1 protein-coding gene is annotated in these 638 nt (G+C 40.8%); it reads right to left on the bottom strand.

The annotated features are described in order from the left end of the window. Positions 1 to 638: MucBP domain-containing protein (locus HMPREF2904_RS09310; protein ID WP_176744625.1), on the bottom strand; the 638-nt coding region annotated here is incomplete at both ends.

Genomic DNA, 638 nt, shown 5'->3' with positions numbered 1-638 from the left:
GTGCTTGGACGGTTGTCTACTACTGTATCGTAGTCTTTACCAACTGGTTGATTTTCTTCGTCAGTGACATCGTCTTTAATCTTGTTACCATTGACGTCAACATAGTGTACATAGACATTACCCTTAGGTTGAGTTGGTTCTTCCTTCACTTCTTTGTAAACATAGGTGATGATTGAACGTGGTTTATCAACTTTACCTTTAATTGGATCAGATGATTCCAAGTGTCCATCGCCATCAACTTTACCTACTGGGTAGTCACCTTTCGGTACGATCTTGTAAGTCTTACCGTCTGGAGTCTTGATAGTATTAGGTTTTTCACCTTCCTCAGTTGTGTTATATGGTGTGTCATATGGTGAGTTTGGTGTGTCTTGACGAGGTTTTTGAATTTCTTTACCATTTTCGTCTACGTAAGTGATGATGACGTCACCTTCTTTAGGTTTCGTTGGATCTTCTTTCAGTTTGTAGACGTAAGTAACATTCTTATCACCTTCGATAACTTTACCAGTTGTAGCATCATCACCTGTCCAGTGACCTTGATCGTCGACTTTACCTACTGGGTAGTTACCAGCTGGTACCAATTCGTAAGTCTTACCTTGGAACTCGATCGTGCTTGGACGGTTGTCTACTACTGTATCGTA

The organism is Streptococcus sp. HMSC072G04 (genome assembly GCF_001813295.1).
GTDB lineage: Bacteria > Bacillota > Bacilli > Lactobacillales > Streptococcaceae > Streptococcus.
Note: the sequence above shows the minus strand (reverse complement) of the source record. Positions and strands in the feature narration are given on the sequence as shown.